The sequence below is a fragment of the Granulicella aggregans genome (genome assembly GCF_025685565.1).
In the GTDB taxonomy this organism is placed as follows: domain Bacteria; phylum Acidobacteriota; class Terriglobia; order Terriglobales; family Acidobacteriaceae; genus Edaphobacter; species Edaphobacter aggregans_B.
Genome location: NZ_JAGSYE010000003.1, coordinates 126,562 through 151,197, shown reverse-complemented (window position 1 = coordinate 151,197; position 24,636 = coordinate 126,562). Strand labels below are relative to the sequence as shown.

Sequence of the window (24,636 nt, the reverse complement as noted above, 5' to 3'; positions counted from 1 at the left end):
CAAACCACGATGAAGCTCTGATTTGTCCATGCGAAGGATGACAAGTTTGAAGTGGTGGGGTCGAAGGTTCATATGACTTTGAACGCGCATATCCGGACGAGTGTCGCGACGCTGATGGGAGCGGCGCTGGTGGACGCGCGCGGGACGACGTTGGGACACGTCAGCGAGTTCGCGGTGAGCCCGATGGAGGACTCCGGGCACATTCGCGGCGTTTTGGTGCGGCTGCAGGGCTCGGGAAGGAAGACGAAGCCTTCACTGGTCCCGATCTCCGAGATCCAACTGACGGAGACGGGTGAGATGCAGTTGAAGGGAGATGTCACGTCGCTGCTGGTGCCGCAGGACGATGAGTTTCTTCTGCTCGAGCGTGATCTTCTGGACCAGCAGATTATCGACGTGCATGGTCACAAGGTTGTGCGAGTCAACGACGTCGATCTGGTGTGGGAGCCGGAGAAGGATGGCGCGGGCGGTATCAAGCTGAGGATCGCCGAGGTCGAGGTCGGGGTTCGCGGGGCCATTCGCAGACTGCTGAAGGGGCTTCCGGCGAGCGCGGTGGATGGGCTGGCGACGCGGGTGAAGTCAAGCGTGATTCCGTGGGAGTTTGTCGACCTGATCGACCGCGACCCGGGACGGCGAGTGAAGCTGAAGATCGAACAGGAACGACTCTCGCGGATGCATCCCGCGGATATTGCCGAGATTCTTGAGGAGCTTGCTCCAGCGGAGCGGCAGGCTTTGTTTAACAGCCTGGATGAAGAGGTTGCTGCGGAGGCTTTGGAGGAGGTTGAACCCAAGCTCCAGAAGGCGCTGATCGCGGACCTTGACTCGGAGAGCGTCGCGGGCATTGTTGAGGAGATGGATCCAGGAGCGGCGGCGGACCTGTTGTCGGAGCTGACGGAGGAGCGTTCGGACGCGATTCTGGAGGAGATGGATCCGGAGGAGCGGCAGGAGGTCGAGGAGCTGCTGGAGTTCTCGGCGGACTCAGCTGCCGGTCAAATGACGACGGACTACGTCGCGCTGGGACCAGGAGCAACTGTGGCCAACGCGATCGCGGCTTTGCAGGAGTATGAGGGCGATGTCGAGACGCTGACCGACATCTACCTGCTGGACGCGGACGAGAGGCTGCACGGGATTGTGCCGTTGGTGAAGCTGGTCTTGACCGGTGGCGATGTAGAGCTGGCGGCGCTGACGACCGGGCATCTGGTGACGACCCATGTGGATGAGCGGGCGAAGAAGGTGGCCGAGCTGTTCGATAAGTACAACCTGCGTTCGCTGCCGGTGGTGGATAAGGACAAGAAGATGGTGGGCGTGATTCTTGCTGAGCATGTGATCGCGCAGTTGCGGGAGCGGTAGGGGTGGTGATGGTTCAATGCGAAAGCAAAATGCGGGGGCTCTCCACTCGCGGTGCTCGGTCGAGATGACGGATCTATTTAGGAAAAGCGGAGTGGCTGGTTGAAGATTCTTTACGCCGGGACGCTGACGGAGAACGATACAGCGCTGCATCGGTTGTGGGCGCTGGAGCGGCTGGGACATACGGTGGTGCCTCTGCCGGTCGCGGGGTACGAGGCGAAGAGTCCGTTGCTACGGAAGATTCTGTTTCGGCTGAGTGCAGGGCCGGGAGTGGATCGGCTGAATGCGGATGTTTTGCGCATGGCGGAGGAGGAGCGGCCAGATCTCTTCTGGGCGGACAAGATGCTGTGGATTCGGCCGTCAACACTGAAGAAGCTGCGGGCGATGGGCATCGCGACGGTCAGTTACATGATCGATAATCCGTTCGGTCCGAGGCGAGATCCGGGCTGGCGTCTGTACATGAAGGACATTCCCTTCTATGACCTGCACGTGGTGCAGCGCGATAAGAACATCGCGGACTACAAGGAGCGGGGCGCGCGCGATGTGATCAAGATTCAGACGGCGTACGAGCCTACGCTGAACTTTCCTCCTCCGGCGGGATGGAGCGACAAGGATTGCGATCGCGAGGTTTCTTTTATTGGGACGCCGTATGACGACCGCGCGAAGACGTTGACGCGACTGTGGGGCGAGGACGGTTTCGCGGTGACGGTGTCGGGGAATGAACGGCAGTGGCGACGGGCACTTGATGCAGAGGCGTTTGCGGGGATCTTTCGGCACGGAGAGTTGTATCGCGATGCGTATCGTGAGGGGATCTGGAGGTCGAAGATCAACCTGAGCTTCCTGACGCACTCCAATCAGGACGAGTTTGTCCATAAGAGCTTCGAGATCGCGGGGTGCGGTGGGTTTCTGCTGGCGGAGCGGTCGGAGGGGCATCTGCAGCGCTTTGTGGAAGGGGAAGAGGCGGTTTTCTTCTCCGGCTATGAAGAGCTTGTTGCGAAGATCCGGCGGTATCTGCCGGATGAGGCGGCACGGCGACGGATTGCGGCAGCGGGAAGAGCGAGAGCGGAGCGGGACGGATATCACAACGACCGGCAGGTGGGGCTAGTGCTTGAGCGGGTGGCGGGGATGATACCTGCGGTCAAAGCTGCGGTGCGCTAAGGCCAGAAGCTGCTGCTGTGAGCTAAGCTACATAGGCGGCGCTGTCCGGCTTAGACCCGCGCCTGCGCGTAGGGCTTGCCCGCCAAACAAAATCAAGAAAAGAGGGAGGGTCGATGATTCGCCGCGTGCTTTGTGCTGTTTTGAAGATCGTCGATACTTGTCCGCTCACTGAGGCGCGGCTATGACGTTCTGGCGGCAGTGGCGGACGCGCATCTTCCTCTTTCTGGCGGTGCTGGGGCCGGGATTCATCACGGCCAACGTCGATAACGATTCGGGCGGAATTCTCACTTACTCACAGGCTGGTGCGCAGTTCGGCTACCACTTGCTGTGGACGATGATTCCGATCACGCTGGCACTGATCGTGGTGCAGGAGATGTGCGCCCGCATGGGCGTGGTGACGGGCAAAGGCCTGAGCGATCTGATCCGCGAGGAGTTCGGGCTGCGGATCACCTTCGGCATGATGATCCTGCTGGTGCTGGTGAACTTCGGCAACGTGGTCACGGAGTTCATCGGCATCGCGGGCAGCATGCAGTTGTTCCACATCAGCAAGTATCTGAGCGTGCCGATCTGCGCGGTCATCGTGTGGGCGCTGGTGGTGAAGGGCGACTACAAGAGCGTAGAGAAGGTCTTCCTCGCGGCGAGCGTCTTCTACATCGCTTACATCGTGACGGGCGTGCTGAGCGGGCCGGACTGGCACCTGGCGTTGACCGAGACGGTGAAGATGCCGCCCGTGAGCGCGTGGAAGGACAAGTCGTACCTGTACATGACGCTGGGAGTAATAGGGACCACAATTACTCCTTGGATGCAGTTTTATCTGCAGTCTTCGATCGTCGAGAAGGGAGTTTCGGTCAAGCAGTACAAGGCGTCGCGGCTGGATGTGATCGTTGGGTCGATCTTCACGGACATCGTGGCGTGGTTCATTGTGGTGGCGTGTGCGGCTACTTTATACACGCACGGGATTCGGACGATCAGTGATGCGTCCGTGGCCGCCGAGGCAATGAAGCCGCTGGCGGGACAGTATGCGTTCATCCTATTTGCGGCGGGGCTGTTCAATGCTTCGTTGTTCGCGGCGTCGATCCTGCCGTTGTCGACTGCGTATACGGTATGCGAAGGATTGGGATTTGAGCACGGCGTGGATAAGAGCTTCAGGGAGGCGCCGTTTTTTTACTGGTTCTACACGCTGCTGATCGTGCTGGGAGCGGCGACGGTGCTGATCCCGAACTTCCCGATGTACCAGGTCGCGGTGCTGTCGCAGGTGCTGAATGGCGTGCTGCTGCCACTGATCATGATCTTCATGCTGAGACTGATCAACAAGCATGAGTTGATGGGGAAGTATACGAACTCTCGGTGGTTCAACGTGGTGGCGTGGGGGACGGCGGGGATCGTGATCGCGATGTCGCTGGTGCTGGTTTGGAACCAGTTGGTGGGGTGAGTTCGTAGATGTGTTGGTAGAAAAATTCAGGCGGTTTGGGTGATGTAGGAAGTATCGGGGTCCTTCGACTCCGTTTCGCGCAAGTGCGCGCGAAACTCCGCTCAGGATGACGCTCTACTCGAATCGACTCAAAGAGACTAGATCACGCGGAGGACGACTACCGTTTCGTCATCGAAGTGGTCCGTCCCGGCCTGAAAGTCAGTGACAGCTTTGAGGATCGCTTCGACGGTGGATTCGGCAGTGGGGCACGGTTGCTGCTGCAGGACGTGGTCGAGGCGGTCGGTGCCGAACATCTCGTGCTCGGCGTTTTCGGCGTCGACGATGCCGTCGGAGAAGAAGACGATCATGTCTCCGGGCTGGGTGGAGAAGGTGAACTCTTCGTACTCGGCGTCGGGAAAGAGGCCGAGCGGGAAGCCTTCGGCTTCGATGGTCTTGACGACGCGGTCGGCGGGGTCGTCGCAGTTGGTGTTGGTGACGAAGACGGGCTGGACGGAGCCTGCGTTGGCGATCTGCAGCGTCTGGTTCTCGTCGTCCCATACGGCCATGAGCATGGTGACGTACTGGGCGTCGAGTTTGCGTTCCTGCAATTGATTGTTGAGCGCGGCGAGCATCTTTCCGGGCGAGAGCTGCCTTGTGGCTAACGACCGCAGGATGCCGCTGACCAGCGCGGCGTAGAGAGCAGCAGGCGCGGCTTTGCCGGAGACGTCGCCGATGGCGAGGGCGGTGCGGCCGTGGCCGTAGTCGAGGAAGTCGTAGACGTCGCCGCCGATGGAGCGGGCTGCGAGGAACTTCGCGGCGATCTCGGCGTGGGCTGGCTGGGGTGGCTCAGAGGGCAACAGGCGAAGCTGGACCTCGCGAGCCATCTCCAGGTCGCGCTCCATGCGCTGCTCTTCTTCGGAGATGCGCTGGTAGAGGCGGGCGTTGACGATGCTGACGCTGAGCTGGGCAGCGAGCGTGGTGAGGGTGCGCTGGTGGTCTTCGTTGAAGTAGTTGACGCGGGTGTGTTCGAGGTCGATCACGCCGATGACCTTGCCTTTGTAGATGAGCGGGACGGCGAGCTCGGAACGGACCTCGCGGTTGACGGCGATGTAGTGCGGGTCTTTACGGACGTCGGGTGCGAGGACGGGCTGGCGGGTCTCGGCTGCGGTGCCGATGATGCCGTAGCCGAGGGCGACGGCGTGTTCGCGGACGACGCGTTCGCCGTAGCGGGAGCTGAAGCGGTGTTCGAGGTGCTGGGTGCGGTCGTCCCAGAGAAGGATGGAGAACATCTGGAAGTCGACGACACGCTTCAGCACCTGGCCGACGCGTTCGAGCAGGTCATCGAGGTCGAGGATGCTGGAGATCTCGCGGGAGATCTCGGAGAGGACGGTGAGGGTCTGGGCCTGGCGGGAGACGCGGGTGTAGAGGCGGGCGTTCTCGATGGCGACGCCCATGCGGGAGGCGGTGAGCTCGAGCAGGCGGCGGTGCTCCTGGGTGAAGAAGCCGACGTGCTCGGACTGGATATCGATGATGCCGATGACCTTGTTCTTGACGACGAGCGGGACGGCTAGCTCCGACATGACGTCGTCGTGGATGTTGATGTAGTTCTCGTCCTTCTTCACATCGTCGATGAGCATGGACTTGCGCTGGAGGGCGGCCTGACCGACGATGCCGTGGCCGATCTTGATGCGCATGCGTTCGGCTTCGGGGGTGTGGCCGGTCTGGAAGCGCATACGGAGCTCATTCGTTTTGTCGTTTAGAAGAAGGATGGCGAAGATGCGGTAGTCGATGACAGCGCGGACCAGGTCGGCGACGCGGTGCATGAGGGTGTTAAGGTCGAGCGTGGTGTTCAGGGCGTCGGCGAGGCGGAGGAGGAAGTCGATCTGGAGGGGTTCGAGGCGTGCGGAGACGTTCGAGACGGGCTCGGTAGCAGACGGAGTTGGAGACGCGGGACGGTAGTCGCCTTCGAAGCGGTCGTGCGGCGTGGTGGGGTCTGCGCCGGCGGCGGTGGAGCGCGGTTTGGGGGTGGTGGCCATCGATTAGATGCGATGATACTACTCGGCTTGAGGTAGAGGAGTCTGCCGGGTGGGGCTTGCGGTGGCGCGCTCGATGCGTTCGCGTGAAAGAATCTTAAGTGAGGCGGTTTGGTCGATGGAGTCGTTGGGAATCTACATCTCGGTGCCGTTCTGCAAGGCGAAGTGTACGTTCTGCAACTTCGCTTCAGGGGCGTTTGGGCTGGAGCGTATGGACGGCTACGTCGATGGGTTGGTTGCCGAGATCGCCGCAGCGCGGGTGCGGGCTGCGGAGTTGAAGGCAGAGCTGCCGGGGTCCGTCGATACGATTTACTTTGGTGGCGGAACGCCGAGTCTGCTGGAGCCAAAACAATTGCAGAGCATCTTTGCGGCGCTGCGACGAGAGTTTGAGATCGCGGCAGGAGCCGAGGTGACGCTGGAGTGCGCGCCGGGGCAGATGTCGGAGGCGACGCTCGAAGAGGCGATGGCGCATGGAGTGAATCGCGTCAGCTTCGGGGTGCAGTCGTTTGTGGATGAGGAGACGGCTGCGGTGGGAAGGCTGCATACTGCGGAGGCTTGCCAGGCGGAAATCGCGCGGGTGCGGGCAGCTGGGATCTCGGAGATCAGCCTGGATTTGATTGCGGGGCTTCCTCGGCAAACGGCTCAGAGCTGGAAGCGGTCGCTCGATGCGGTGGTGGAATCGGGCGTGCCGCACGCGAGCGTCTACATGCTGGAGGTCGATGAGGAGTCGCGGCTTGGCAAGGAGTTGATCGCTGGCGGGCCTCGCTACCAGGCGACGGCAGTGCCAACCGATGAGGCGATGACAGAGTTCTATGCGCGGGCGATCGAGCAGTTTGGCGAGGCGGGGTTGGAGCAGTATGAGATCTCGAACTTCGCGCGGGAAGGTCATGCGTCGCGGCACAACTTGAAGTATTGGGCTCGGGAGCCATATCTGGGACTTGGAGTGGATGCGCACTCGATGCTGCGCAAGGGCGACGGCGCGGTGCGGTTTGCTAACGGGGATTCTCTGGAGGACTACGCCGTCGGGGCTGGGTGTGAGGTGACGTCTGTCGATCCGGATGAGGCGTTCGAGGAGGCGCTGTTTCTGGGGCTGCGGAGGAATGTGGGAGTGCGGCTCGGGGAGTTGGAGCGAGAGTTTGGAAGCGCGCGCGTGGAAGATTTGGATGCACCGCTGCGAGAGCTGGTGCAGGGTGGTCTGATGTGCCGGGAGGGTGACACGGTGCGGTTGAGCGGGCGCGGGCGGTTGATCTCGAATGAGGTCTTTGGGGAGTTGCTCCGGGTTGCGGTTTGAGGCGAGGAAGAGAAGTGCGGGGATTCTTCGGCTTCGCCTGAGAATGACGGCTTTTTAGTTTTTGAATTAGGGAGATTGTGTTGATTGATCTGCGAAGCGACACGGTAACGAAGCCGTCAGAGAAGATGCGGCGGGCGATGGCTGAGGCTGAGGTTGGGGATGACGTCTACGGCGAAGACCCTACCGTAAACCTGTTGGAGGCGAAGGCTGCGGAGGTCTTCAGGCGCGAGGCGGCGATCTTTATGCCGACCGGAACGATGGGGAACGTGACGGCGATCCGGCTGCATACGCAGCATGGGCAGGAGGTGATCTGCGAGGCGCGTTCGCATGTACTGGATTGGGAGATGGGTATGATCGCGGCGTTTGCCGGATGTCAGGTGCGGACAGTCGCGGCGGAGCGCGGGATTCTGACGTGGGCGCATATCGCGCCGGTGATTGCGCCGTCGATCTACTACCGGGCACAGACGGGGCTGATTTGCGTCGAAAATACGCACAATATGGCGGGTGGCACGGTGACCCCGGTTGTGGTCTTCGAGGAGATCTGGGCAGAGGCGAAGAAGGCTGAACTTCCGGTGCATCTTGATGGGGCGCGGGTCTTCAATGCGGCTGTGGCTTTGAATTTGTCGGTCGCAGAGCTCACGCGCGGGTTCGATACGGTGATGTTCTGCCTGTCGAAGGGGCTGGGCGCGCCTGTAGGCTCGATGTTGGTGGGATCGAAAGAGCTGATCGCGAAGGCGAGGAGCGTTCGCAAGGCGTTGGGCGGAGGGATGCGGCAGGCGGGTGTTCTTGCGGCTGCGGGGTTGATTGCGCTTGAAGAAGGGCCGGGGCGTTTAGCGCATGACCATGTGAACGCGCGAATCCTCGCTGAAGCGGTTGCTGAATCCGGACTCGTCGAGATCGATCTTGAAGCCGTGCAGACGAATATCGTGATCTTCAAGCTGATCGCCGGGGATGCGGCGGCCTATGTGGAGCGGTTGAAGACGCGAGGCGTCCTGGCGAGCGCGATCGGGCCGGATGCTGTGCGATTCGTCACGCACCTGGATGTGGATCGATCGGTGTGTGAGAGGGCTGCGGAGATCGCGGTGGAGGAATTGGAGCGCTAGTCGGCTCCGCCGGGTGAGATGACCGGCTGGGTGCTGAGGAAGACGCGGGCGACCGCGCCGCGGGTGTCTTTGCGGCTTTCGAGGTTGATCATGCCGCCGTGCTTGCTGACGATTCCGCGGCTGACCCAGAGACCGAGGCCGGTGCCTTGCTCGCCCTTGGTGGAGAAGAACGGCTGGAAGAGCTTCGACGATGCGGCGTCTGAGATTCCCGGGCCATTATCCAGTATCTCGACGAGGACGCCGGCAGCGTGCCGCTCTGTGGCTGGGGATTCGGCGGGCAGAACGTGCTTGGCGGTGACCTCAACGTGGCCGCTGGCACCGGCGGCTTCGACGGCATTGATGACGAGGTTGGTGAAGACCTGGCGTAGCTCGGCAGGGAAGCCGTGGATGGTGAGATCGTCGGGCGCGGTGAGGTGCACCGTGGATTGAAGGTCCTGTACACGGTGGTCGAGCAGGACGAGAGTGCCGGAGAGGATCTCCCGGATATTGATAGGGATAGGCGCGGTGGACTCCCGGTAGAGGCTGAGCATCGAGCGGCTGATCTGGGTGACGCGGGCGATCTCTTGCTGGGCCATCTGCAGAAACTGCTTGTTTTCTTCCTCGGTGCTCCCGGCACCCATGAGGTAGAGCATGTTTGAAACAGAGTCCAACGGATTGTGAATCTCGTGGGCGATGCTGGCGGCAAGGCGACCGGCTACGGCGAGCTTTTCGTTGGCGATAAGGGCTTCCTGGGTCCGTTTCGCTACGGTGACATCGCGGAAGACGAGGACGATGCCGGTGATGGCTCCATCCTGGTCACGAATAGGGGCACCGCTGTCGCTGATGTTGATCTCGGTGCCGTCCTGGCGGACGAGGATGGTGTCGGTCGTCGCGTTCGGGCCAAGGCCGACGATGGCGTCGACGCGTTTGACCTTGTGGACAGGATCTTCCATGAGCTGACGGGTCGCGCCGTTAAGGATATGGAATACGGTGTCCAAAGGCCGTCCCAGGGCGTCGTCGATCTTCCATCCAGTCATGTCCGATGCGACCTGGTTCATCATGCGAATGCGGCCGTCGATATCGCACGTGATGACACCATCGCCGATGGACGCAAGCGTGGTACGAAGCTGCTGGCCGGAGAGAAAGAGTTCCTCATTCTTGACGCGAAGGGTGTCCACCCAGCTCTGGTAGGCGTCGGAGACGACGTGCAGACGGTTTCGGGTGAAGAGGCCGATGAAGATACCGATCACGACGGCGAAGAGAACCAGACCGATGACCATGTCGCGCACCTGAACGCGCCAATGGTCCACGCGGCGGGCACGGTGGGCCTCGTCTGCGGTGACGACGGCCTGAAGATCGGCCCGAATCTTGTCCATTTGCCGCTTGCCGAGCTGATTGAGTGCGAGATCGTGAAGGCCGGCCTCCTGACCGCTGGCCTGGGTCATGGCGATGACGGGGCGGGCATAGGACTCGATCCAGATCTCGTGGTCGGAGCGAAGCTGGGCGATCAGCTGGTGCTCGGAGGCATTGAGCTTGAGCGCTTCGAGCTTGTCGAAGGCGGCTGGAAGGAGATCGCTCGCCTGGTCGTAAGGCGCGAGGAAACTCTTCTCGCTGGTCACCTCGAAGCCGCGCAGTCCCGACTCCTGGTCGGAGATAAGGCGTCCCACAAGATTGGTCTGCTGGATGGACTGGTCAGAGTCCTGGATGAGTTTTACGGTATCGGTGGAACTGAAGATCTGCCAGGACAACGCGGCCGCGACCAGCACCAGCGAGATGACCGGGAAAAAAAGTACCTGACGCACGATGCGATTGAAGTGACTTAAGTTCAATGCCCCATCCTATACTTCTTACGATGCATTTCGGCCATCTGGTTTGCCTGCGTTCCAGATCTCTGGTGGCCTAAATGCTACTCGGGGGTGTGGTCTTGTCTCCTCTGACCGTCGTGAGGACGGGTCAGCGTGAGCATGACGTGTAGTTTCTTAAGTAACATGGGGGCCCCCTCGCCCTTGGTCATATAAACGTCAACCAGGGAAGTGACTTCCGGAGGCAATCCAAGATAGGCGGAGAGCAGAAGGATGGGGACTTCGGGCCTCATCTCGCGGAGTCGAGTGGCTACCTCGGCGCCGTTCATGCCTGGCATCGCATAGTCCAGGACGACAGCGTCAATGGGGTGCTGGGCGAAGAGCTCGATGCCCTCGGCACCATCCAGGGCGCCGAGAACGGTATATCCGGCCCGTTCAAGGAGAATTCTGCGCACCCTGAGTCCGATCAACTCGTCGTCGATGCAAAGGACTACGGGTGTCTTCATCTTCCGCGCCGGCGTCTCACTTTCGGACATGCCTTCGGGCAGGGGAGTCCTCTCATCTTGAGTGAAGTTGTTCAATCTCAGCGACCCCCCTTGCGGCTATCTTAACAGTACGACGCTTTGAACGGGGATTTCAGTCGCATGCGAAGGTGGAACAATGGATGCAACTTTCGGTCCGGCCAGGGCCCGGACAGGATATTGCCACCGCCGCGGCAGGGCTAAGCCGGGTTCGAATACATTCATCTTCTGTTTGCAATTGGTTGAAAAGCAATAAGGTACTCTGAGTTCATGCGCCAACTTGTAGATCATTCCCAGGCCGGTTCACAGACCGATTCCGAGGCCGCTCTGGGCAGCGTATGGAAGACGAGGGCAACAAATTTGAGTCAGACAATCTTTGTATTGGAAGACGATGCGGACATCTCGCGGCTCGTCCAGTATCACCTGGAGAGCGCAGGCTATGCGGTGCGCTCCTACCTTGCCATTGGGCAGATTCTTTCGGATGCAGAACGCCAGCCACCCTCGCTCTTCCTGCTGGACATTATGGTTCCTGGTGGAGACGGGCTTGATCTCTGCAGGCGGCTTCGTCAGAATCCGAACTTGAGTTCAATTCCGATCATCTTTCTCACGGCTCGCGCGGCTGAGAACGATCGGGTACAGGGGCTGGAGCTTGGGGCGGACGACTACATCACCAAGCCTTTTGCGACTCGCGAGCTGGTGGCCCGAGTAAAGGCGGTGCTGCGCCGGTTCGAGCGGCCGAGTGCGCCTTCGGTGTTGAAGTTCGAGAATATTGAGATCGATGCCAGCGCGATGCAGTTGCGCGTCAGCGGCGAGCTGGTGACCACCACGGCGACCGAGTTCCGGCTGCTGGATTATCTGGCCCGGCATCCGGGACGGGTGTTCAGTCGCGATCATCTTCTGGATGCGGTCTGGGGCGATGCCCGGTTTGTCACTCCGCGTTCTGTCGATGTCTATGTCCGGCGAATTCGCGAGAAGATTGAGGCTGACGCCGAAACGCCACGGTTCCTGAAGACGATGCGCGGGGCGGGATACAGGTTTGAGATCCCCAAGGTTGTCCCGGCGTAGACGCAGGTTGATGTTGTACGTGATGGAGCCGAAGCGGAGCAGTCTGGTTGAAGCGTAGCTTTTTCGTTACCGTTTTTCTGCGGCTGACCCTGGCCATGGCCTTTGTGGCGGGGACGCGCGCGCTGTTGCCGCAAAAGGACTGGTACATCACTGTCCTCGCGGTGATCGGTTGGGCTGCGCTTGCGGCGGTGTGGACGACCTACTCGGTCCGGCAGGCGATCTCTCCTCTTGAAAGGGCAGCGGGAGCGATCGCCGACCGGCCGGATGAGGTCGCCGAGGGAACGCTTGCCCAGGCGGATGGCGGCGACTTTGCGCCCGGATATCGCGACTTTGAGAGGCTTTCGAAGGCGCTCGCCGGGGCGGCGGCACAGGTTGACCAGTCGCTCGAGCAGTCGAAGGAGAGCCGGCGCGAGTTGGAGGCGTTGCTCGACTCGATGCAGGACGCAGTCATCGCGGTCGATGCCGCCGGACGTATCCAGTGGAGCAACCAGAGGATGCAGCGGCTGATGCCGGGGGCGTCTTCTTCGCGCGGCACGCTGGGAAGCGGCTCGGTGCGGGTGGGGCACTCGCTAGTGCAGACGATTCGTGATCCTGAGGTGCTGGCGTGCGTCCGATCGGCGCTTGACAGCCGGACGGTGTGCGAACGGAAGTCGACGACGCTACTGCCGGGCAAGACCTTTGAAATCAATGCGTCACCGATGCCGGGGGGAGGCGCGGTCGCGGTGCTCCACGATGTAACTCGGATCGAGCAAGTCGAACGGACGCAGCGCGACTTCGTGGCGAACGTCTCGCACGAACTGCGGACGCCGCTCACGTCGATCACCGGATACGTGGAGACGCTGCTCGACCACGAAGAGTCGCTGACGCCGGTGGCAAGGGAGTTTCTGTCGACGATTCTGAAGAATGCGACGCGAATGAACCGGCTTACGGAAGACCTGCTGGTGATGGCGAGGATCGAGTCGACCGAGCAGAAGCTCCATCCCGGCCCCATCCCGGCGGATTCGCTGGTGCGCGAGGCCATCGAGGCGATGAGCGGCCTGGTGCAGGACTCGGACGCAAACCTTGAGATTGGCGAGGTGACAAGCCGCCAGGTCTATGCCGATCATGACGCGGTGATGCAGGTCTTGAGCAATCTGATTGAGAATGGCATCAAGTACGGCCGGACACGGAGCAGCGAGTTTGCCCGGGTGGTGGTTTCAGCGAGCGAGATCTCGGAGCCGTACGAGATGGTGGAGTTCCGGGTGCGGGATTTTGGGCAGGGAATCGCGTTCGAACACCTAGGCCGGATCTTCGAGAGATTCTACCGAGTGGACAAGGCCCGGTCCCGGGAGTCCGGGGGCACCGGCCTGGGGCTGGCGATCGCCCGGCACATGGTCGAAGCGCAGGGTGGAACGATTCGGGCGGAGAGCGAACTGCATCGCGGAAGTACGTTCATCTTCTGCCTTCCGGTAGCGCAGTATCCGGTAACTAACTAAAGATTTTAGGCGGTCAGGGGTGGTTTCTTGGGTATTTCGCCGGGATGTAACTGTCCCGTAACATCTTCCGATCACACTAAAGTGGAGTGGCAGACCCTAGAACAAAATCTTACCGAGGTACACGAGTGAAACTGAACGTTATTGCAGCAGGCTTGCTGGCGCTAACCGCAAGCGCGGGAGTTGCCCAGAACATCAATGGCGCGGGTGCCACTTTTCCGAACCCGATCTACTCCCGCTGGTTTGCCGAGTACAACAAGATTCACCCCGAAGTGAAGATCAACTATCAGCCGATCGGTTCGGGCGGCGGTATTCGCCAGGTCTCGGAAGGCACGGTTGACTTTGGTGCGACCGACGGTCCGATGAATGATCAGCAGATCGCCGATTCGAAGATCAAGACAATCCACATTCCGACGGTTCTGGGCGCAGTGGTTCCGGTGTTCAACATCCCGGGTAACACGAAGGACCTGAACTTTTCTTCCGAAGTGATCGCGGACATCTACCTGGGCAAGATCTCGAAGTGGAACGATCCGCGCATCGCGAAGGACAATCCCGGCGTACAGTTCCCGGACAAGGCAATCCTGCCGGTGTACCGCTCGGATGGATCGGGTACGACCTATATCTTCACGGACTTCCTGAGCAAGGTCAGCCCGGACTTCCAGAGCAAGATCGGCAAGGGCACCTCGGTGAAGTGGCCGACAGGTATCGGCCAGAAGGGTAACGAGGGCGTCGCCGGGATGGTTCGCCAGTCGCCTTACTCGTTCGGCTATGTTGAGTTGATCTATGCGCGTGCGAACAACATGCAGTTCGGCGCGGTGAAGAACAAGGCCGGCAAGTTCCTGAAGGCGACGACGGACGGCGTGACGGCTGCTGCCGCGGCTGCCGCCAAGTCGATGCCCAAGGACTACCGGGTTTCGATCACCAACGCGGATGGTCCGGACTCTTACCCGATCTCGAGCTTTACCTGGCTACTGATTCCGGTGAAGTCCGTTGATCCGGCGAAGGGCAAGGCCCTCCAGGGTTTCCTGGACTGGATGATCACGACGGGCGAAGGTGAAGCTTCCAGCATGACCTACGCTCCTCTGCCGAAGCAGGTGCAGGAGATGGTCAAGCAGACGATCAAGACGGTCAAGTAAACCGGTGCGTCAGGCCGGGGTCGCGCAGGCGTCCCCGGCTATCTATATTTCATCTGCGTTCGTGCTCCTTCCCGTTCTCCAGGAAGGATACTGCGTGGGCATTCAGGAAAGACTGTGTCTCCTACACAAATGACCACCAACTCCGAATCCAATCCATCTGAGCCGCGCTCGACGGTTCGCGCCCTCGAGGTCCCTCTGCCGTCTGCGCCTGCCGCCGGAGAGCCACCGACGCCCGTGCTTACACCGTCGATCATTCGGCAGTTCCTTTCTTCGCGAGGCAGCGGCAAGTTTGCCGACCAGGCGTTTGCCGGGTTGATGCTGACGTGCGCTCTGAGCATCTTCGCGATCGTTATCTTTATCGCGTCGATCCTGGTGTTGCGCTCGAAACTGAGCCTGCATGCATTCGGCTTCAAGTTCTTCACCAGCCAGGCATGGGATCCGGTCAGCGGCGACTTCGGTGCGCTTCCGTTCATCTACGGGACGCTTGCGACGTCCTTCCTCGCACTGCTCATGGCGGTTCCGCTGGCGCTGGGAGTGGCCGTCTTCCTGACAGAGCTATGCCCCAAGATGCTGCGCGCGCCTATCTCGTTCCTGACTGAACTGCTGGCGGCTATCCCAAGCGTTGTCTATGGCCTCTGGGCCGTGTTCGTTCTGGTGCCGATGATGCGCGACTCTCTGGGACCGTTTCTGGTGAAGACGCTGGGATGGACTGGTTTCTTCGAAGGCGCGAACTTCGGTGTCGGCATGCTGACGGCGAGCATTATTCTCGCGATCATGATCCTGCCGATCATCTCGTCGCTGACGCGCGACATTATGCTGGCGGTTCCGAACAGCCAGCGTGAGGCGGTACTGGCTCTTGGCGCGACTCGGTGGGAGATGATCCGGGTGGGTGTTCTGCGGAACTCGCGGATCGGTATCGTCGGCGCGGTGATGCTTGGGCTTGGCCGCGCGTTGGGCGAGACGATGGCGGTCACGATGGTGATCGGAAATCACGCGGAGATCAACAAGAGCCTGTTTGCGCCGGGATATACCCTGGCCAGTGTGATCGCGAATGAGTTCTCCGAGGCGACCGGCGACGTGTATCTCAGCGCGTTGATTGAGATTGGGCTTGCGCTCTTCCTGGTAACGATTGTCGTCAATACGATCGCCCGCCTGCTGGTATGGGCGGTGACGCGCGGCGCTCCGGCGAGGGTGGCATAACCATGAGCACAAAACCTGTGACACCGACCCCCGCGATGCGCGAGCCGACCAACTTCAACACAAGGCGGATGAAGCTGGATCAGTTTCGCCGCGCGACGATGAACAACCTCATTACCGGGCTCGCGATCCTGAGCACGGTCGTTGTCATTACGCCGCTGTTGCTGATCCTCGGCTACCTGATTTACAAGGGCGCAAGTTCGCTGAACTTCGCGTTCTTCACGCAGATTCCAAAGCCCGTGGGTGAAGACGGCGGCGGCATGGCGAACTCGATCGTTGGGTCGGGCGTCATTCTCTCACTGGCGAGCCTGATGGGAATTCCGGTGGGTATTGCAGCGGGCGTTTATCTGGCGGAGTTTGGCCGCGGCAAGGTGCTTGCGGATGCCGTTCGCTTCACGGCGGACGTACTCAACGGCGTTCCGTCGATCGTGATGGGCATCTCTATCTACTCGTTGATCGTGATGCAGCAGAAACACTTCTCTGCCTTCGCGGGCGGCGTCGCTCTGGCGATCATGATGGTGCCGACGATTACGCGGACCACGGAAGAGATGCTGATGACCGTGCCCCACGCGATTCGCGAAGCGGCGCTGGGTCTCGGCGTGCCGAAGTGGCGGACGGCGATCTCGGTCAGCCTGCGGACGGCTTCGCCGGGCATCATCACGGGCTGCATGCTGGCGTTTGCGCGCGTCGCGGGCGAGACAGCTCCGCTGCTGTTTACGGCGTTCGGCAACCAGTTCTGGAGCCTGAGTCTTACTCAGCCCATCGCTGCGCTGCCCCTGCAGATTTATATCTACGCGACCGGACCCTATGACGAGTGGCATCGTCTGGCATGGGCCGGATCGCTGGTTCTGATCATGTTGATTATGGTTTCGGTAACGCTTGTCCGGATATTTGCCAACCGCGGCGTACTCAAGGGAGGTAGCTAGTGGGAGTTGGCATTCAAGTGGAGCATCTGAACGCCTGGTATGGAACGACGCACACGCTGCAGGACATCGACGTCCACATTCCGGCGAACCACGCGACCGCGCTGATTGGACCTTCAGGCTGCGGTAAGTCCACATTCGTTCGTTGCCTGAACCGCATGCACGAGACGAATCCTATCGCGCGTGCGACGGGCCTGGTGAAGATGGGCGATGTGGACATCTACAAGGACGCTTCGCCGGTCGAGATTCGCCGCCGCATCGGCATGGTCTTCCAGCGGCCCAATCCGTTTCCGACGATGTCGATCTACGACAACGTGGTGAGCGGGTTGAAGCTGAATGGCTTTCGCAATCGCAAGGTGCTCGACGAGACCTGCGAGCGCTCGTTGAAGGCCGCGGCGCTTTGGGAAGAGGTCAAGGACGACCTGAAGAAGAAGTCCGGCGCCAGCCTTTCGGGCGGACAGCAGCAGCGGCTCTGCATCGCCCGTGCTCTCGCAGTTGATCCTGAAGTCCTGTTGATGGACGAGCCGGCATCGGCTCTCGACCCGGTCTCGACCTCGAAGATCGAAGATTTAATCTTCCAGTTGAAGAGCCAGTACACGATTGTGATCGTCACACACAACATGCAGCAGGCGGCGCGTGTGGCGGAGAATACAGGCTTCTTTTTGAACGGCAAGATGGTGGAGTTCGACTCGACGCACAAGATCTTTACCAACCCGCGCGACAAGCGGACGGAGGACTACATCACCGGGAGGTTCGGCTGATGCGCGTCCGTTTTCATCAAAATCTAGACGATCTGAAAGAGAAACTGCTGGTGATGGCGGGGATGGCCGAGCAGGCGATCCAGCGGTCTATCGAGGCGTACAGCACGCGCGATCTGAGCATCTGCGAACTCGTCTTTCGCGCCGAGCCTTCGATCAACCGCTTGGAGCGCGAGATCGACCAGATGGCGCTAGACCTGCTTGCCATGGAGCAGCCGATGGCCGTCGATCTCCGCTTCATTCTCTCCGTGATCCGGATCAATGCCGATCTCGAACGCGTGGGCGATCAGGCGGTCAATATAGCGGTGCGGGTGCGCGAGATGGGCGCGTTCGCGAACTTCGATCTGCCGGTAGATATCCCGAAGCTGGCTTCGCTGTCGTCGGCGATGGTGCGGAAGTCGCTGCAGGCGTTTATCGAGGCGGATGCGGATCTTGCGCAGTCGGTGCTGAAGATGGACGACGAAGTGGATGAGATGAACGATGCTGCGTTTTATTCGCTGAGTTCGCTGATCAAGGAGCGGCCGGAGCTTACGCCGCAGAGCCTGAATGCGCTGATCATCTCCCGGAATCTTGAACGTGTCGGGGACCATGCGACGAACATCGCGGAAGATGTGATCTTCTGGGTGCGCGGCGCGGATGTGCGGCATATCGCGAATGTCGAGTAAGAGCTTTTGGCGATTGCGTTCTCGTAGCAATAACATTCTAGTGATGAAATGGGTCGAGCGCATTCGGAAGAGTCTGCAACCAAGGGCGAAAGATCCTTTGGTTGCGAGGCTGGACGAGAATGGTATTTACCAGAGCTTCGATCAGTCCGAAGTATTCATCGCCTGGAAGGACTTGGCCTTCATCGTCGCATATAAGAAGGACTGTCTTATTGTTGACGATGTGCGGCTGGTCTTCAGCGATAGCATGATCCAAATTGAAGTTTCCGAGAGCGCGCAAAACTTCGAAGAGGTAAGCAGCACACTGGCCGCTAAGTTTTCGTTGGCCGTGCCTGATTGGTATGAACGGTTGATGGCAAGCCCCGCGTTCGAAGCAACTGCCACCACTGTTTATCAGCGTGCGATGACAACTTAGGTGTTTATTCGAGCGACCACCAGATCAACTTTGAAAGCAATGGATAGTAGAGGGCGAGCCGGATTGCGGGCTCGCCTTCTGTTTTGCGAAGGACGGCGGCGTAGGCTTCCAGTTGGGGAGCGTAGGTCTCTCGCTGTGATGTGAGGAAGGCGTCGAGACCTTCTGCACCGTGGGTGGTTGTCTTGTAGTCGACGATCCAGAGGTGATCCGAGCCGGGGGTCTGTGGTTCAGCACCGTCTTGAAAGATGCGGTCGATGCGGATGTTCTTCCGTTGATCGGCCCATGCGGTGAGGGCGTATTCGGTCGCCGAGCCGGCGTGGGGCGAGAGCAGCCAGAGGCCGACGGGATCTTTTAGCGTGGACACGAGAGCATGGAGTACGCGTTGCGCCAGGCGCTCGATCATGGCGGGCGGCAGGCCTTCGGAGCGAAGGATTGCCGCGATGCGAGAGCTCCAACTCGGGAGCGCGGCGATGAGATTGGCTGCGGAGGTGCCCGTGGCAAGTTGTTCGGTAAGCACTTCGAGGAAGGCATGAACGGCGTTGCCGAAGGCACGAGAGGCGACGGAGCCTTCCGGGCGTTGGAAGGGAAGCGAGGGCGGTTGTTCCCGTTCTCCATAGGAGAGCGGATGGGAGTTGGCGAGACGTGACGCGGGATTAAAGTCGAGCGGCAGGCGAAAGAGCTTTGCGGGCTGTGGCCTGCGGGTCTGTTCGGATAACGGCGCGCTGGCTGCGATCTCGAGGCCCGAGTCTTCGGTTGCAGGGAACGGGACGAGCTTGGAGATAGAACCAACATTGGCAAAGGCGGCTGCAGCGGCGGGCCATGCGGCCTTGAGGAGTGTCCCGGACTTGCGCTCGATCTCGCCACTCTTCAGGAGGCATGGTGAGGCGAAGAGGTGAAGTTCTTCGCGGGCGCGCGTGCAGGCCACATAGAAGAGCCGCTTCTCTTCGTCGGCCTGACGCGCCTTGTGGATGCTGGCTATCCATTTGTTGAGCTGTTCGGAGTCACCGCCTTTGGTGGCAATGGGTGCGAGGAGGAAGTGTGCCGCTTCGTCTCCCTGCGCTGCCGTGTTGGAGTCGAGTTCGACCCATGAGAGCAACTGGCTGCGATTGTTGCCGCTGCCGCGCTCGAGTGCGGGGACGATGACGACATCCCACTCGAGGCCCTTCGCTTTGTGGATGGTGATGAGTTCGACGGCGGTGGGATCGAGCGAGGGAGTGGCGTAGAGCTTGTCGAGACGGGCTTCGAGCGCGGCGGAGTTGATCTCGCCGCGCTCCTGTTCGAGAGCGTCGAGGAGATACAGGTAGCTGAGGGCGTTCGCCAGCGCGGAGGCGTCAAGATAGGTGTCGCCGCCAAGAGAGCGCCAGGTGCGCTCGAGGGTCTGCGAGAACGGGGCGCGAAGGCCGAGAGCAGATGCGGATTCGAGGATGGGCCAGATGCGTTCGAGTCGTTGTATGGCTTCGGGAGGAAGCAGGTCGCCGCGTTCCGTGATGAGCGATTGCAGCGTGCGGTGGGAGAACTGCGGATCATCCGAGCCGGTGAGGATGTGCAGTTCCGCCAGAGTGAATCCAGACCACGGCGCACGCAGCACGGCGAGCCAGGCGGTGCGGTCTGCGGGATGAAGAAGCGCGCGGGTGAGGGCGAAGAGGTCCTGCACCTCGGGGCGTTCTTTCAGGGGATCGATGTTGACGGCGCGATAAGGGATGGCAGGGCCGAGCGATTCATCCTTCAGGACGGCGACGATGTCTTCGAGATGGGGACGCGCGCGGACGAGGACGGCGATCTTCCACGGCTCGGGCTGGCCTTCGCGCAGCGTGCGGTTCTCCGGCAAGGGGCGGGCACGCCAGCGTTCGATGATCTCGCGAATCGCCACTGCACTCTGCCTGCGCTGGATCTTTTGAGCTTCGGAGGCTTCCGCCTTCGGAAGATAGGGCAGGGGATTGGCGTGCCAGACGCGGGCTTCGGCCTGGGAGTTTGGAGACCGCATCGCGGATGCGGAGACGAAGGTGACTTCGCTTGCGTCTTCCTTCGAGGTTGCGGGGAAGATCTGTTCGAAGTCGTCGTTGAAGTGGCCCACCAGAGCCGACTGCGAGCGGAAGTTGGCGGTGAGGCGCAGCAGGCCGAGCGGAAGATCTCCCAACTCTTCGCTGGACATGGCATAGAGGAAGCGTTCTACGCGGGCCTGGCGGAAGAGATAGATGGACTGCTTGGGGTCGCCGACGAGGAAGGCCGTCTGGCTGTGGCCGTCGAAGTGGGCGGTGAGCATCTGGATCAACTCGTACTGCGAGCTGGAGGTGTCCTGCATCTCGTCGACGAGGATGTGCTGGATGCTGAGACCGAGCGCGGCCTCGAGATCGCCGGGGCCGTCTTCAGCCAGGAGAGCGGTACGGGCCGCAAGCGCGATCTCAGCGTAGTCGCACTCGGATCGTTCGGCGAAGACGAATTGGAGCTCGACCATGGCGTGTTTCAGGACGCGGAAGAGTTCTCGGGCGATGACCCACTGCTCTCGCGGGTACTTTGCGGGGGGTAGATTGTCGAGATCGCAGAGTGCGGCGTGAAGGTCGTCGTTACCTTGAAGCTCGGTGATGAGCGCCTTGAGACTTGCCTGTTCGGCCTTGGATAGTTCGAACTTGACGATGTGCGGATGGAAGACCTTCCGCCAGTCTTTGCTTCCGGTAAGCAGCAGGTGGATCAGGGCGCGCCAGTGTTCTAGATCTTCGGCGCGTTCGGTGGGCGAGAGAGTCTTATTCGCGCAGATCGAGATCGGCGATGTCGAACCTTTGTGTCCGGCGAGGTGTGCCATCGACGCGGCGGCGAGGGCCAGTTCGCGCAATAGATGCGGGGGGAAGAGCTTTGTGACCCTGGTTAGCTCCGAGCAGATTGCGTCTTCGAGAGCGCGTTCGAGCTTGGGCAGAACTGTCGAATCGAGATAGGCGTTGTCCAGCTCGCGAGCGGCGAGCGGAACCAGAGAGCCCCACTGATCGCGCATCCTCAGCATGGAGGCTAGCAGGCGTTCGCAGTCGGCGAGGTCACCGTCGCGGTGGAGCAGGACCTCGCGAAGCGCCTCGTTCAGCGACGCGTCCGAGCCGCCAAGCTGGAGGAACGTCCGGTGGGCTGCGATGGCGTAGAGCTCCTCGGCGTCTTCGACCACATTCCGGTGGCCTCCGGTGCCGGAGAGGACTGGAAGCGAGTTGGCGATCTCTGAGCAGACGGAATCGATGGTGCGGATGCGGAGGCGATGTGGCTGATCGACGAGCGACCAGTTGAGGTCGCGATCGCGGCCCAGCGCTGCGAGGGCCATGGGGCGTGTCTCGCGGTCGAAGGTATTTGCGGGTTCGTCGTCGGTTGAAGCAGCTCGGAGCTGCGAGAGGACACGCTCGCGCATCTCCGCGGTCGCCTTGCGGGTGAAGGTGATGGCGAGAATCTGTTCGGGCGAGGTGACGGACTCATCGGCGAGGAGTTTCAGATAGCGCTGGATGAGCAGGCCAGTCTTGCCGGAGCCAGCCGGAGCTTCGACGATCCAGGAGCTGTGGATGTCGAGGGCGCGCTCGCGCTCGGCGGCGTCGGGGAGTTGAGGCGCGGCGGCGTGGTTTTCTGTGATGGAGAGGATCTCAGCCATAGCTCTCACCGGTCGCGGCTTCGTCGTCGGCGTCCTCGTCGTCGAGGCGTGAGGCGAGGACGGCGGGATCGACGCGGCACAGGATGCGCTGGGCGCAGTACTTGCAGGTGGTTGGATAGATCTTGGGGCCCACGGTGGCATCTCCGGCGGCGAAGCTGTCGGCGAGGGTGATCAGGACGTTGCGCCAGAGTTCGATCTGATCTTCAAGCGAGTTGGCATCGAACTTCGCTCGTTTGAGGAGGACTTCATCTTCGTCGGCGTAGCCGGTCAGACCCATGGCCTTGCCGGGGCGAAGGCTGATGAAGCCGACGCCTGCCAGCGTTCCGGGATCGGAGATGGCGGCGTAGAGGGGGAGTTGGGGATCGTCGGGGCGATCGCCCTGCCAATGCGCGGGTTTGGCGTCGCCCGTCTTGTAGTCGAGGAGGATGTCGCCCGCGGGGTTGGCGTCCTGGTCGAGTAGGGTGTCGATGCGATCGACGCGAATGTCCAACTCCAGCGGGCCAAAGGAGACATTGTCAAAGTTTTGTTCGAGTGACTTGATCTTGAAGGGAGAGCGTTCTAGCTCCATCTCCAGCCAGGAGCCGACGAGCCGGTGGATTCTGGTGCGCTGGATGGCGAGGTAGGCCGAGTCCCATGCCGGGGCGGCCGAGCCGTGGCTCTCCGAGACGCGATGCAGGGCGTGGGTGATCGCGCTATCGAGCAACGCGCGGCGCTCGTCCAGCGTGAGTGCGCGAAGCGCGGCCTGGCTGCCGAGGTCTCCCCATAGCTTTGCCATGGTGGCGTGGACGAGGCTGCCGCGCTCGCCGGCATCGAGGCCGGCGGTTTGGGACTTGAGCGGCGTCGAGGCGAGGCGGCCCTCGGCGAAGGCGCGAAAGGCGCAGGCTGCCTGATTCTTGAGAACGGAAGAGCCGCCGCGAACCTTGGGGTGGGTGATTGGGATGCTGGCTGAGTCGGTGATCTCTTCGAGGATCATCTGGGCTGCTGGTGACTCACTCGGAAGAGGTTCGGCGGGTTGAAGATTCAAGCCAGCGAGCAGCGGGGATGGCCACTGGTGCGAGTCCTCCGTCTGGCGGGCGTAGCTGAAGGTGATGGTGCTAGCTGAGGCGATCAGCCGCTGGGTGATGGCGCTGGCATGGGCGCGGTCCAGGGCTGGATCGCTGCCCGGCATGCCGAGATCGCGCTGCAACCTCCAGCCAAGCAGGGGATTCGTGCCTGTCGACGGCGGCCAGGAGAGGTCGCTGCAGCCTAGGAAGAAGATGGCGTCGAAGTGCGAACCGGCGGCCTCTTGCGGACTCATGATCTGGATGGGAGCATCGCGGGATTCAGGCGCGAAGAGGGTGCGGTCGAGGATGCTTTCCAGATGGCCTAGCGCTTCGGCAAAGTTGGGCCGAGTGCCTTCGAAGTCGAGCGTGGCGAACTCGTCGAGCGCCGACTCCCACTTCCTGCGGGTCTGGAATTCGGTGCTGGTCTCGCGAATGAATGTGGACCAGCCAGCGTCGCGGAGTATCTCGCGGATGCCGTCGGCCCAATCGGCGAAGGGCTTCTGGACAGCGGACTCCGGGACGAGCCGCTCGGCTGCTCGTTGGAGCGAGTGGAGCTGGCGGAGGAGGTTGCTGAGGCGCTCTTTGTAGTGACGGTGGCCGGAAGCGCGGAGGAGATCGCTCAAGCTCAGTTGCGGATGCAGGAGCGTAGAGGAGCGGATGACCTGGGCGTCGAACTCGGCGCGAAGGTGGAGCTCGCTTGCCGGTGTGAACCATGGCGAGAGAAGAAGGCGGCTGAGATCGGAGACGCTGAGAGGTCGCGTTGCCAGGCGCAGGATCGAGAGGGCGCTAGCGACCATCGGTGCCTGAGCGAGGGGCTGGCCGAGCGAGAACTCGTAGGGGCCGGCAGCGAGGTTGGTGATGCTCTCGAGTTCGGGAGCTAAGACGTGGCGGAAGATGCGGTCGATCTCGCCACGCGCAGAGGCGATGTCGGGATGGATGACGGCTACGCGGTCGTTGGGCTTAGCTTCGAGAGACTGGCGGATGCGGGTTGCTACGTCCAGAAGTTCAGCATCGACTGTCTCCGACCCAGCGAGAAGCCGCTGCTCGGCTGGTGGCGCTGCCTGTAACTCCGCGATAGTGCTTCCTGCTTCCCGAAGCGCGGCGATGAGGGCCGCTTGCGAGGGAGTGAATCGATCGAAGCCGATCAGCAGAAGGTCGTCGGCGGGCAGGTGGCGACGGGAGGATGCAAGCGCGGCATCCAGCTCTGAAGGCGACAGGTAAAGGTCCGACTCACAGCGGTGGATAAAGGCCTGCGTCCAACGCTGGAAGGTTCGGGTGTCCTGGCTGACCCCGAGTTGGCCTAGGCGAGACTGTCCGCGATAGGCGCAGAGCAGCTTCCATGCCTGCGCGGCCATCTCTGCGAGGGAATCGATCTTCTGTAGGCTGGTATGGCGTGGATCAGAGGCAACGATGGAACGCCAGATGTGGAACTCCTGCGAAGTGTTGAGGAGAATCCGACTGGCTGTGCCGGAGATGAGGCGCTGATGCCAGAGATTGGTAGTCCACGTCTCCCAGGCAAAGATTGCAGGTGGCTGCCAGTGCGGAAGGCCACGGTCGCGACAGTCGCGGTCGAAGGCCTGCTGAAGTGTGCGGGCCGCGCGCTGGTTGCCGGTCAGGAGGGTGCCACCGCGCTCAAGGATCTCAAGAATCTTTGGCGGAAGGCTGCTGCGAGGCTCCATCTTTCGTTTATACGCTGAGGCGAGGTGG

The 24,636-nt window shown here is 61.2% G+C and carries 18 protein-coding genes; 13 read left to right on the top strand and 5 right to left on the bottom strand.

Features of this window, described 5'->3' with window-relative positions; genetic code table 11:
* The first annotated feature begins 72 nt into the window (after window positions 1-72).
* The 3 genes from OHL18_RS16005 (at window position 73) to OHL18_RS15995 (ending at window position 3,934) form a co-directional block, all read left to right on the top strand.
* On the top strand, window positions 73-1,347 hold the full coding sequence (locus OHL18_RS16005) for a magnesium transporter MgtE N-terminal domain-containing protein (RefSeq protein ID WP_263375882.1): 1,275 nt from the start codon (window positions 73-75) through the stop codon (window positions 1,345-1,347).
* A 99-nt stretch (window positions 1,348-1,446) separates the two neighbouring features.
* The gene (locus OHL18_RS16000; protein WP_263375881.1) at window positions 1,447-2,502 is read left to right on the top strand and encodes a CgeB family protein; all 1,056 of its coding nucleotides are present in this window, start codon (window positions 1,447-1,449) and stop codon (window positions 2,500-2,502) included.
* A 181-nt stretch (window positions 2,503-2,683) separates the two neighbouring features.
* The gene (locus tag OHL18_RS15995; protein ID WP_263375880.1) at window positions 2,684-3,934 is read left to right on the top strand and encodes an Nramp family divalent metal transporter; all 1,251 of its coding nucleotides are present in this window, start codon (window positions 2,684-2,686) and stop codon (window positions 3,932-3,934) included.
* 137 nt (window positions 3,935-4,071) lie between these two features.
* On the opposite strand, the gene OHL18_RS15990 is transcribed toward OHL18_RS15995, so the two are convergent.
* Window positions 4,072-5,949 (bottom strand): SpoIIE family protein phosphatase, encoded by a 1,878-nt coding sequence (locus OHL18_RS15990; RefSeq protein WP_263375879.1) that lies wholly within the window; start codon window positions 5,947-5,949, stop codon window positions 4,072-4,074.
* 115 nt (window positions 5,950-6,064) lie between these two features.
* Here OHL18_RS15990 and hemW point away from each other — a divergent pair, with 115 nt between their 5' ends.
* The gene (gene hemW, locus OHL18_RS15985) at window positions 6,065-7,237 is read left to right on the top strand and encodes a radical SAM family heme chaperone HemW (RefSeq protein ID WP_263375878.1); all 1,173 of its coding nucleotides are present in this window, start codon (window positions 6,065-6,067) and stop codon (window positions 7,235-7,237) included.
* 80 nt (window positions 7,238-7,317) lie between these two features.
* Entirely contained in the window at window positions 7,318-8,340 is a 1,023-nt protein-coding gene (locus OHL18_RS15980; protein ID WP_263375877.1) for a threonine aldolase family protein, read from the top strand.
* On the opposite strand, the gene OHL18_RS15975 is transcribed toward OHL18_RS15980, so the two are convergent.
* Entirely contained in the window at window positions 8,337-10,148 is a 1,812-nt protein-coding gene (locus OHL18_RS15975) for a CHASE3 domain-containing protein (RefSeq protein ID WP_263375876.1), read from the bottom strand. The two genes, OHL18_RS15980 and OHL18_RS15975, sit on opposite strands and share 4 nt — an antisense overlap.
* 77 nt (window positions 10,149-10,225) lie before the next feature.
* Window positions 10,226-10,657: a response regulator gene (locus OHL18_RS15970; RefSeq protein WP_263375875.1), complete on the bottom strand. Its 432-nt coding sequence runs from the start codon at window positions 10,655-10,657 to the stop codon at window positions 10,226-10,228.
* A gap of 345 nt (window positions 10,658-11,002) precedes the next feature.
* Between OHL18_RS15970 and OHL18_RS15965 the strand changes: the two genes are divergently transcribed.
* From OHL18_RS15965 to OHL18_RS15930, 8 genes are all read left to right on the top strand, one after another.
* Window positions 11,003-11,707, top strand: coding sequence for a winged helix-turn-helix domain-containing protein (locus tag OHL18_RS15965; RefSeq protein ID WP_263375874.1), 705 nt, complete (start codon window positions 11,003-11,005; stop codon window positions 11,705-11,707).
* A 47-nt stretch (window positions 11,708-11,754) separates the two neighbouring features.
* The gene (locus OHL18_RS15960; protein ID WP_263375873.1) at window positions 11,755-13,182 is read left to right on the top strand and encodes a sensor histidine kinase; all 1,428 of its coding nucleotides are present in this window, start codon (window positions 11,755-11,757) and stop codon (window positions 13,180-13,182) included.
* 125 nt (window positions 13,183-13,307) lie between these two features.
* Window positions 13,308-14,315, top strand: a complete 1,008-nt coding sequence (gene pstS, locus OHL18_RS15955; RefSeq protein ID WP_263375872.1) for a phosphate ABC transporter substrate-binding protein PstS — start codon at window positions 13,308-13,310, stop codon at window positions 14,313-14,315.
* Between the two features lie 114 nt (window positions 14,316-14,429).
* The gene (gene pstC, locus OHL18_RS15950) at window positions 14,430-15,515 is read left to right on the top strand and encodes a phosphate ABC transporter permease subunit PstC (protein ID WP_396274677.1); all 1,086 of its coding nucleotides are present in this window, start codon (window positions 14,430-14,432) and stop codon (window positions 15,513-15,515) included.
* 2 nt (window positions 15,516-15,517) lie between these two features.
* On the top strand, window positions 15,518-16,438 hold the full coding sequence (pstA, locus tag OHL18_RS15945; protein WP_263375871.1) for a phosphate ABC transporter permease PstA: 921 nt from the start codon (window positions 15,518-15,520) through the stop codon (window positions 16,436-16,438).
* Window positions 16,438-17,196: a phosphate ABC transporter ATP-binding protein PstB gene (pstB, locus tag OHL18_RS15940; RefSeq protein ID WP_184213026.1), complete on the top strand. Its 759-nt coding sequence runs from the start codon at window positions 16,438-16,440 to the stop codon at window positions 17,194-17,196. The genes pstA and pstB overlap by 1 nt, the downstream gene beginning before the upstream one ends.
* The gene (gene phoU / locus OHL18_RS15935; RefSeq protein WP_184213024.1) at window positions 17,196-17,858 is read left to right on the top strand and encodes a phosphate signaling complex protein PhoU; all 663 of its coding nucleotides are present in this window, start codon (window positions 17,196-17,198) and stop codon (window positions 17,856-17,858) included. The genes pstB and phoU overlap by 1 nt, the downstream gene beginning before the upstream one ends.
* A 43-nt stretch (window positions 17,859-17,901) precedes the next feature.
* Window positions 17,902-18,270, top strand: a complete 369-nt coding sequence (locus OHL18_RS15930) for a hypothetical protein (protein ID WP_263375870.1) — start codon at window positions 17,902-17,904, stop codon at window positions 18,268-18,270.
* A 4-nt stretch (window positions 18,271-18,274) separates the two neighbouring features.
* Here OHL18_RS15930 and OHL18_RS15925 read toward each other — a convergent pair whose 3' ends face one another.
* Together OHL18_RS15925 and OHL18_RS15920 are read right to left on the bottom strand one after the other, a co-directional pair.
* Complete coding sequence (locus OHL18_RS15925) at window positions 18,275-21,886, bottom strand: UvrD-helicase domain-containing protein (RefSeq protein ID WP_263375869.1); 3,612 nt, start codon at window positions 21,884-21,886, stop codon at window positions 18,275-18,277.
* A complete protein-coding gene (locus OHL18_RS15920) occupies window positions 21,879-24,608 on the bottom strand; it encodes a PD-(D/E)XK nuclease family protein (protein WP_263375868.1) in 2,730 nt (909 codons plus the stop codon). Before OHL18_RS15920 ends, OHL18_RS15925 begins: the two co-directional genes overlap by 8 nt.
* Window positions 24,609-24,636: the final 28 nt, after the last annotated feature.

Coding starts and splice junctions, on each gene's coding strand:
- OHL18_RS16005 (WP_263375882.1), top strand. CDS start 73: ATGACTTTGAACGCGCATATCCGGACGAGTGTCGCGACGCTGATGGGA.
- OHL18_RS15995 (WP_263375880.1), top strand. CDS start 2,684: ATGACGTTCTGGCGGCAGTGGCGGACGCGCATCTTCCTCTTTCTGGCG.
- OHL18_RS15990 (WP_263375879.1), bottom strand. CDS start 5,949: ATGGCCACCACCCCCAAACCGCGCTCCACCGCCGCCGGCGCAGACCCC.
- hemW (WP_263375878.1), top strand. CDS start 6,065: ATGGAGTCGTTGGGAATCTACATCTCGGTGCCGTTCTGCAAGGCGAAG.
- OHL18_RS15970 (WP_263375875.1), bottom strand. CDS start 10,657: ATGTCCGAAAGTGAGACGCCGGCGCGGAAGATGAAGACACCCGTAGTC.
- pstA (WP_263375871.1), top strand. CDS start 15,518: ATGAGCACAAAACCTGTGACACCGACCCCCGCGATGCGCGAGCCGACC.
- phoU (WP_184213024.1), top strand. CDS start 17,196: ATGCGCGTCCGTTTTCATCAAAATCTAGACGATCTGAAAGAGAAACTG.
- OHL18_RS15930 (WP_263375870.1), top strand. CDS start 17,902: ATGAAATGGGTCGAGCGCATTCGGAAGAGTCTGCAACCAAGGGCGAAA.
- OHL18_RS15925 (WP_263375869.1), bottom strand. CDS start 21,886: ATGGCTGAGATCCTCTCCATCACAGAAAACCACGCCGCCGCGCCTCAA.
- OHL18_RS15920 (WP_263375868.1), bottom strand. CDS start 24,608: ATGGAGCCTCGCAGCAGCCTTCCGCCAAAGATTCTTGAGATCCTTGAG.